This window comes from Saccharomonospora halophila 8 (assembly GCF_000383775.1).
Lineage (GTDB): Bacteria > Actinomycetota > Actinomycetes > Mycobacteriales > Pseudonocardiaceae > Saccharomonospora > Saccharomonospora halophila.
In genome coordinates, this window is sequence record NZ_KB912554.1 from 5641 (window position 1) to 14403 (window position 8763).

At 72.3% G+C, this 8763-nt stretch carries 6 protein-coding genes and 1 pseudogene; 4 read left to right on the forward strand and 3 right to left on the reverse strand.

The window, feature by feature from the left end; all coding sequences use genetic code 11:
- Positions 1-1389: MSCRAMM family protein (locus tag SACHA_RS0111600; protein WP_019809873.1), on the reverse strand; the 1389-nt coding region annotated here is incomplete at its 3' end.
- 295 nt (positions 1390-1684) lie between these two features.
- Here SACHA_RS0111600 and SACHA_RS0111605 point away from each other — a divergent pair.
- Positions 1685-2500 (forward strand): Bax inhibitor-1/YccA family protein, encoded by an 816-nt coding sequence (locus SACHA_RS0111605; RefSeq protein WP_028663102.1) that lies wholly within the window; start codon positions 1685-1687, stop codon positions 2498-2500.
- 349 nt (positions 2501-2849) lie between these two features.
- Positions 2850-3380: an LppU/SCO3897 family protein gene (locus SACHA_RS0111610; RefSeq protein ID WP_232211861.1), complete on the forward strand. Its 531-nt coding sequence runs from the start codon at positions 2850-2852 to the stop codon at positions 3378-3380.
- Positions 3381-3450: 70 nt separating this feature from the next.
- Here the strand turns inward: SACHA_RS0111610 and SACHA_RS0111615 are convergent, their stop codons facing one another.
- Complete coding sequence (locus SACHA_RS0111615; protein ID WP_019809879.1) at positions 3451-4671, reverse strand: acetyl-CoA C-acetyltransferase; 1221 nt, start codon at positions 4669-4671, stop codon at positions 3451-3453.
- A 169-nt stretch (positions 4672-4840) separates the two neighbouring features.
- Positions 4841-6715: a bifunctional metallophosphatase/5'-nucleotidase gene (locus tag SACHA_RS0111620; protein WP_157601671.1), complete on the reverse strand. Its 1875-nt coding sequence runs from the start codon at positions 6713-6715 to the stop codon at positions 4841-4843.
- Positions 6716-6845: 130 nt separating this feature from the next.
- On the opposite strand from SACHA_RS0111620, the gene SACHA_RS0111625 reads away from it, so the two are divergent.
- Positions 6846-8222, forward strand: a complete 1377-nt coding sequence (locus tag SACHA_RS0111625; RefSeq protein ID WP_019809882.1) for a cystathionine beta-synthase — start codon at positions 6846-6848, stop codon at positions 8220-8222.
- 118 nt (positions 8223-8340) lie between these two features.
- Positions 8341-8763 (forward strand): annotated as a pseudogene (locus tag SACHA_RS26150) (hypothetical protein); the annotation flags it as partial.

An 8763-nucleotide genomic window follows, 5' to 3' on the forward strand; every position in this document is an offset into this window, starting at 1 on the left:
GCCGAGGCCCAGCAGGGCGCCCACCGGGGCGCCCGACGTGGTCGCGGCCCGCTCGACCGTCAGGGTGGGCTCCCCCGCGGGGATGGTCTCCGGGACGTCGTCGGGCACGTTCGCGATCCGGAGCGTCATCGTCTCGCCCGGGCTGAGCTCTCCGCAGGCGGACGGCGGGTTCTCCGGATCGAAGGCGTCACCGTAGCCGTTCGGCGGGCGGACCTCGGTCAGGCACACGGTCTGCGGCGTGCGCAGGTTCTCGACGGTGACCGTCCCGTCGGCGCCCTCGCTGGTCACCACCATCGGTTCGCCGTCCTCGCCGACGAGGGGTTCACCGTCCTGGCCGACGGCGGGGGAGGTGCCGTCCTCGCCGGTGAGCTTCAGCGGCACTCCGGCGATGCCGTCGCCGGTCTCCTCGTCCACCTTGGCCACCCGGACGGCGCCCGGGGCGGTGCGGGCCGTCGTCCCGGCCTCGGCCGTCAGCTCCTGCTCACCGCCCGTGGACACGACCCGCTGGGTGTCGGTGGTGACCGGTTCCCGGACGTAGGGCCGTTCGGCCGGGGCGGCCAGCGTCACCCGCACCGTCGGTTCCTCCCCGGTCGGGGTCAGGGTGACCGCCGCGGCGCCGTCCTCACCGGTCGTCACGGTCGCCGCCCCGGAGGCGTCCCCGTCCCCGGGTTCGAGGTCGGTGAGGTCCAGGGCGACGTCCACGTCGGGGACGCCGGTGCCCGCGGCGTTGGTGATCCGCACCGACCACTCCGCGGAGGTACCGATGGTCTGGTCGCCCTCGGGTGTGGTGAGCTCCACCTCCCACGGGCCACGGTAGGTCTCCGCCTCGTCCCGCATCCGGTCGACCGCGGCCCGGGCACCGTCCGGCAGGGCGGCGAGATGTGCCTCGACGTCGTAGGCGATCTCGGTGAACGGCCTGTCCGGGTCGAGATCGTCGGGGTTCCGCGGCGCGGCGGTGAAGGAGTGCAGCAGGTGTGCCAGTGCGGCGGCCTCGTCGGGGTCCTGCGTGTCGCCGTAGCGCAGCAGCAGGTAGGAGATGTTCGCGGCGACGTCCGGTTCGAGCGGCTCGCCCCACTTGTCGAGCAGTTCGTCGCCGGGTTCGTACGCCTCGTCGGTGTCCGGCGCCTTCAGGGCGAACGAGACACAGAAAACCTGCTCCCCACCGACCTCGTAGGAGCCCAGCCAGTCGTGTTCGGCGGAGCGGTCGCGTCCGCCCCACGACTGGCCCGGGGTGGTCTCGTGGCCGACTCCCTCCCGCACCTCGGCCGTGGCCGACGGTGGGACGGCCATGACGGACAGCGTCGCCAGTGCCAGTGCCGTCAGGGCGAGCGTCGCCAGCAGCGATCCGCCCGGTCCGCGTACAGTGGTGAGCAGGCGTCTTCGCGCCACGGACTACCCCTTTCCCCAGTATTCTTCCCGTCTTACGCCCGGTGCGACGCAAGTCACATCACCGTCCCGCCGGGCGGTGCGGGGGTACGCCTGGTGAGGGTCTCGTGAAAACATGACCAGGGCAATCGGCCAGGTGGTGGACGTCGGTGCCCCGGCCCGACCTGTTCCGGGTCACGATCGGCGCACGTGGACTCGCACGGGGTACGGGTAAAGTCGCGTTTACCGACAACCGGGAACCGACCGGCGCGCCCGGTCGTTGTCCCGACGCAAGTGCCAGAAGATCCAGGAGGATCAGGTGCGAACTTCCAGCAACCCTGCCTTCCGCAACCTGCCCCAGGGTGCGGCGGGCGCCCCGTACGCGGGCGTCAACCAGCCACTGGGCGGCCAGCCCGGGCACGGCCCGCCGCAGGCGCCCTCCGGGTCGGCCGACCGGCCGATGACCGTCGACGACGTCGTCATGAAGACCGGGGCCAGCCTCGGCGCGACGCTGCTCGTCGGCGTCATCACCGCCGTCTGGGCGCAGTCGCAGGTCGCGGCGGGATCCACCGGCGCCGTCTTCGGCGCCATGATCGTGGGCATGCTCGTGGGCCTGGTCCTGGCCCTGATCATCACCTTCAAGCAGATGGCCAGCGCGCCCATGACGCTGGCCTATTCCGCCGTCGAAGGGGTGTTCCTCGGTGCGATCACCGGGGTCTTCGAGATGATCTACCCCGGCATCGCGCTGCAGGCGATCCTGGGGACCGCGGCCGTGTTCGTCGTGATGCTCGTGGTCTACAAGACCGGGGCGGTCAAGGTCACGCCCAAGTTCCGTAAGTGGATGATGGGCGCGCTGGGCGGCGTGCTGGTCCTCATGCTCGCCAACCTGGTGCTCGGTCTGTTCGGGGTGAACACCGGCCTCCGGGACGGCGGGCCGATCGCGATCATCTTCAGCATCGTGGTGATCGGTGTGGCCGCGTTCAGCTTCCTGCTGGACTTCGACATGGCCGACCAGGCGATCCGTCAGGGTGCGCCCGCGAAGTTCGCCTGGTTCGTCGCCTTCGGCCTGATGGTCACCCTCGTGTGGCTGTACCTGGAGATCCTGCGCCTGCTGTCCTACCTGCAGAGCGAGTAGGCGCCAGGCACCCACGCCGCTCCTGGACCGCGGGGGCGTCCGGCCCGTCGGCCGGGCGCCCCCGTTTCGCGCGGCCGGGGAGGGGGCACCGTCCGCGCCCGGAACGTCCGGGGGTGTCCCGGTGTCGCCGTCCCCTGGTGTTCAATCGGCACGGTCGGTGTCCGCGTGAAGATGGTGTGAGGTCACGGTGACGGTTCCACCCTCCGAAGGTCCGCCGGGAGCGCAGTACCCACAGGGGGGACCGCCCGGGCAACCCTGGCAACCCGGACAGCCCTGGCAACCCGGACAGTCCTGGGAACCCGGACAGCCCGGAGCGACGCCGTACGGGATGTCGCCGATCGGGCAACCGATGTCGCCGCCTCCGCCGCGGAAGGGCACGGCGTGGGCCGGGGTCGCCGTGGCCGTCGCCCTGATCGCGGCCGCCGTGGGGTTCACCGGGTGGCACGCGGCCACGGCGGTGCCCGAGGTCGAGGTGGGAACCTGCCTCTACATCGCGGACTTCCGCTACACGGCGGACGAACCCGAGGTCCGGGACTGCTCGCACGAGCAGGCCACACTGCGGGTCGCCGCGCTGGTCGACGATCCCGCGGTCGGCTGCCCGGCGGGCCCGTACGACCGCTACCGGCATCCGGACGGCTCGCTGGTGTGCCTGATGCTCAACGTCGAACAGGGCGACTGTCTGACCAACGTCGCCACCGACGATCCCGCCGGCTACGAACGTGTGCGCTGCACCGACCCGGCCGCCGAACTGGCCGTGCTGAAGGTCGCCGAAGGCACGACCGATCCGCGCCGGGCCTGTGCGGACGTCGAGGCGGCCTTCTCGCTCACCTACCCCGAACCCGGCACGGTCATCTGCGCGGCCCGGCCGAAGACGGTGTGACCGCGCCGTGCGCCGGACCGCGGCCGGTGGGTCCGTGCGGATCCCACCGGCCGCTCCCGTGCGCCGGCGGTCAGCTCAGCCGCTCCAGGACCATGGCCATGCCCTGGCCGCCACCCACGCACATGGTCTCGAGACCGAACTGCTTGTCGTGGTGCCGCAGCGAGTTGAGCAGGGTCGTGGTGATCCGGGCCCCGGTCATGCCGAACGGGTGGCCGACCGCGATCGCGCCGCCGTTGACGTTCAGCTTGTCGAGGTCGATGCCCAGATCCCGGTAGGAGGGGATGACCTGGGCGGCGAACGCCTCGTTGATCTCCACCAGGTCGATGTCGTCGATCGACATCCCGGCGCGGGACAGCGCCTGCTTCGACGCCTCGACCGGCCCCAGGCCCATGATCTCCGGGGACAGGCCGGACACGCCGGTGGACACGATGCGGGCCAGCGGCGTGATGCCCAGTTCCTGCGCCTTCGTGTCACTCATGATGACCAGCGCGGCGGCGCCGTCGTTGAGCGGGCAGGCGTTCGCGGCGGTGACCCGGCCGTCCGGGCGGAACACCGGGTTGAGTCCCGCGGCCTTCTCCAGGGTGACCCCGGGGCGGGGGCCGTCGTCGGCGGAGACCACGGTGCCGTCCGGCAGGGTCACCGGGGTGATCTCGTTGGCCCAGAAGCCGTCCGCGATGGCCTTCTCGGCGAGGTTCTGCGAGCGCACTCCGAACTCGTCCATCTCCTCGCGGGAGACGCCCTTCCCCCGCGCCAGGTTCTCGGCGGTCTGCCCCATCGCGATGTAGACGTCGGGCAGTTGGCCGTTCTCCCGCGGGTCGACCCACTCGTCGCCGCCCTGTTCGGCCCACCTCGCGGTGCGGGCCTCGGCGTCGGCGAACAACGGGTTGTGCGTGTCCGGCCAGGAGTCGGAGGTTCCGTTCACCCCGCGGGAGACCGTCTCCACACCCGCGGAGAGGAACACGTCGCCCTCACCCGCGCGGATCGCGTGCAGGGCCATCCGGGTGGTCTGCAGGCTGGACGAGCAGTAGCGGGTGATCGTGCACCCGGGAAGGTGGTCGTAGCCGAGCTGCACGGCGACGACACGGCCCATGTTGAAGCCGGACTCCCCGCCGGGGAGACCGCAGCCGAGCATCAGGTCGTCGATCTCGGCCGGGTCGAGTTGGGGGACCTTGTCCAGCGCCGCCCGCACCATCTGCGTGGTGAGGTCGTCGGGCCGCATGTTCACCAGGGAGCCCTTACCCGCGCGGCCGATCGGCGAACGGGCCGCGGAGACGATCACGGCTTCCGGCATGTGGACACTCCTTCAGGTTGGCTAAGCGTTTGCTTAGGTATATATCCTGCCTGCCCGGGTCTGCGGAACCACTGATCCGGGTGCCCCCGGACACATCCGCCGACACCCGGGGTCCGGGGCTCGGGGCCCGGCCCCCGGGTGTCGGACGTCGGAGACTCGGGCGGCGCGCTCAGCCGTCGCCGCCGACGGCGGTGATCCGTCCCGTGCCGCCCTCGGGGTAGGCGGTACGGGGGACGCTGCCCCCGAGCTCCCCGGTGAGGTGGTCCCGCAGGGCCTGCTGGTAGGTCGTGCCGACCGGGGTGAACGCGAGGTCACCGAACGGGTACCCGTCGCCGCCGCGCGCGGAGAAGTCGTTGGTCGTCACCGACACCGGTGGCCCGTCGACGACCTCGCCGTCGGCGACCAGCACCGTCCCGTCGACCAGGGTGACGTCGCGGACCCGCTGCCCGGGAGTCTCGATCTCGTTCGTGCCCTCCCGCACGCGCTGCGCCCGGCGCGTCGTGTCGTAGGTGAACGAGAGCCCGGCGACCTGCATGAACGCACCCGCCGCCGCCGGCGCCGCCGCGACACCGCGTTCGAGCAGCTGCCGCAGCGTGGCCCGGGGCACCTCGGGCACCACCGTGACGAAGTTGGAGAAGGGGGCGATCTCGTAGGTGTCCAGGGTCGTCAGCTCGCCCGCGGGCAGGACGGAGTCGTTGCGGATGCCGCCGCCGTTCTGGAGGGCGACCTCCGGCGGTGTGACCCCGTACTCGCCCGCCCGCCGCTGTCCGGCCCGGAGCAGGCTGTCGGCGAGCAGGTCGCCGAGGTTCGTCTCCCGCGTGCGCACCGCGTGGCGGACGCCGTCGAGAGGTACCTCGCTGGTGGCCACCACGTCGGCGGCCATCCCGCTCAGGTGCTCGGCCACCGGCTCCTCCACCCGCTCGCGGAGCGCGGGGTCGCCGTGCACGGCGTCCGGGCCGACCCCGGAGACCCGGACCGGGCCGGTGCGCCGCTCGTCCACGGTGCGCACGTTCCCGCCGCGGTCGAAGTTCAGCACGAGCCTGCCGATGTAGGAGTAGTCGCCCGGCACCGTCACCACCGGCACACGCTCGCCGTCGGCGTCGTCCGCCCACAGCGGGAAGGCCCGTTCGGCGGTGTCCCCGGGAATCAGCCGGTCCCCCGGGTCGGCCAGGATCTCGCCGCCGCCCGCGCCGACGACGGCGTCCACACCGCGCAGCTCGGGCACCAGCGCGAGCTCGTTGTCGATGTCCTGGAGGTGGCTGACCAGCACCACCTTGTCGACACCCCGACCGGCGAGGTCCCGGGAGAGGGCGTTGGTGATCGCGGCCAGGTCACCGCGCACCCCGACGTCGCGCGGGCTGGACAGTGCGGGCAGTTCGGGGGTGGTCAGGCCGATCACGCCGATCCGCTCGCCGCGGGTGCGCAGCACCGTGGCGGAGGCCAGTGTGCCGTCGTCGGCGTGCGCGCGCAGCGCGGGCTCGGCGGAGACGTCGAGATTCGCGCCGAGGAAGGTGGTCGGCCCGTCGATCTCGGTGAGGAACCGCGACAGTTCCCCGGGGCCGAAGTCGAAGTCGTGGTTGCCGATGGCGCTCGCGTCGTAGCCGATGCCGTCGAAGGCGAGCGCGTCGTGGAACGGAGCCCCCGCCACGGTGCTCGCCGAGTACTCGGGCCCCGGGAGGAAGTTGTCGCCGCCGGAGAGCACGATCTCGCCGCGGTGGCCCGCCTGGCCGGGCGCGGGCGGCCCCGTGGTGGCCTCCCGGCGCAACCGGTCCATCAGCGTCTTCGTGCGGGAGGGGCTGCCGTACGGGTGGGTGCCGCCGTCGACGATGCGGCCGGTGTCCGTGCCGTCGCCGGGGATGCCCAGCAGGGCGGACTCGGTGTCGTTGGTGAACAGCAGGGTCAGCGTGAAGTCGGCCCGGTGGTGGTCTCCGGGCGCTCCGCCCGGCTCCGCGCCCACGGGGGTCTGCGTCGTCGCGGCCAGCAGGACACCGGCCAGGGCAGCCACCCCGAGCGCACGGGCCCGGGGTCTCCGGTGGGGTCTCACGTGGGGGCTCCTCGGTCTCGTCGGACGGTGACCGGCGCAGCCAACCACAGGCGGTCCTATTCGGACAATGTGTCGCAGAGCGCCCCGAGCCGAGGTACCGGGGCGGGTCCGTCGTGTCTACCCTGGTGACATGGATTACGCCGAACACGTCATCGACCTGGTCGGGGACACCCCTCTGGTCAGGCTCAACTCCCTCGCCGACGGCCTGCGCCCGACCGTGCTGGCCAAGGTCGAGTACCTCAATCCCGGTGGCAGCGTCAAGGACCGGATCGCGCTGCGTATGGTCGAGGCCGCGGAGGCCTCCGGGGAACTGCCGCCCGGGGGCACCATCGTCGAGCCGACCTCGGGCAACACCGGCGTCGGGCTCGCCATGGTCGCCCAGCGCAAGGGGTACCGGTGCGTGTTCGTGTGTCCCGACAAGGTCAGCGAGGACAAGCGCAACGTCCTCAAGGCCTACGGCGCCGAGGTCGTCGTGTGCCCCACCGCCGTGCCGCCGGACCATCCGGAGTCGTACTACAGCGTTTCCGACCGGCTCGCCCGGGAGACCGAGGGCGCGTGGAAGCCGGACCAGTACGCCAACCCGGCGAACCCGGCCAGTCACCACGAATCCACGGGGCCGGAGATCTGGCGGCAGACCGAGGGGCGGGTGACGCACTTCGTCGCGGGCGTCGGCACCGGCGGCACCATCTCCGGCACCGGCCGGTACCTCAAGGAGGTCTCCGAGGGCCGGGTCCGCATCGTCGGCGCCGACCCGGAGGGCTCGGTGTACTCCGGCGGTACCGGGAGGCCGTATCTCGTGGAGGGCGTCGGCGAGGACTTCTGGCCGGAGACCTACGACCGCTCGGTCGCCGACGAGATCATCCCGGTCTCCGACGCCGACTCGTTCACCATGACCCGGCGACTGGCCCGGGAGGAGGCGCTGCTGGTCGGCGGCTCGTGCGGGATGGCCGTCGCGGCGGCGCTCGAACTCGCGCAGCGGGTGGACCCGGACGACGTGATCGTGGTGCTGCTGCCCGACGGCGGCCGCGGGTACCTGGGCAAGGTGTTCAACGACGGGTGGATGTCGTCCTACGGCTTCCTGGCGCCGGAGGAACAGGACTACACCGTCGGCGACGTGCTCCGGCGTAAGGACGGCACCCTGCCGGACCTGGTGCACACCCACCCGACCGAGACGGTGGCGGAGGCCGTGACGATCCTGCGGGAGTTCGGCGTCAGCCAGATGCCGGTCGTCAACGCCGAGCCGCCCGTGATGGCCGCCGAGGTGGTCGGCGCCGTGAACGAGCGGGACCTGCTGGAGGCGCTGTTCACCGGCAAGGCCGCCCTGGCCGACCGGTTGGACCAGCACATGTCGCCGCCGCTGCCGACGATCGGTGCGGGGTCGCGGCTGGACACGGCCATGAAGGCACTCGGCACGGCCGACGGTGCGTTGGTGCTGGTCGGCGGGAAACCCGCCGGCGTGGTGACGCGGCAGGACCTGCTGGCGTTCCTGTCCGGAGGTGGTTCCTGATCCGGCTGCGCATCCGGGGCGTGCCCGCGGGGCGTTCGGCGGCGTGCGGAGGGTGATCCGATAGCGTGTGCGCGAGCGAAATCACCCACGGTCCTCGTCAAGGGGGTACAAGGCACACATGAGTGCTCCGCAACCACCCAACCAGGGCGACGGCGAACAGCAGCCGGCCCAGGGCTCGTCCGGCGAGCCGGAGTCACAGGAGAGCAGTCCGTTCGGCGCGCCCGAGGCGACTCAGGTGGTACAGCCGTCGCAGCAGCCCCAGGCCGACCAGCAGTCGTTCGGGGACGGTCCCGAGCAGACGCAGGTGGTTCAGCCCGGTCAGCCCGGCGCCGGCGCCGGTGGTGGCGACGCCGGCGGTGGTCAGCAGGGCGGGGGCCAGGGTCCGGAATCGACGCAGCTCGTCCCGCCTGGGATGCAGCCACCCGCGATCCCCTACGCACCGCCGCCGAGTGCGGCGGACAACCCGGCCGCGATGAACCCGCAGGGCGAGCCCGGCGGGTTCGGCCAGCAGCCGGGAGCGCCCGGTCCGCAGCAGGGCGTG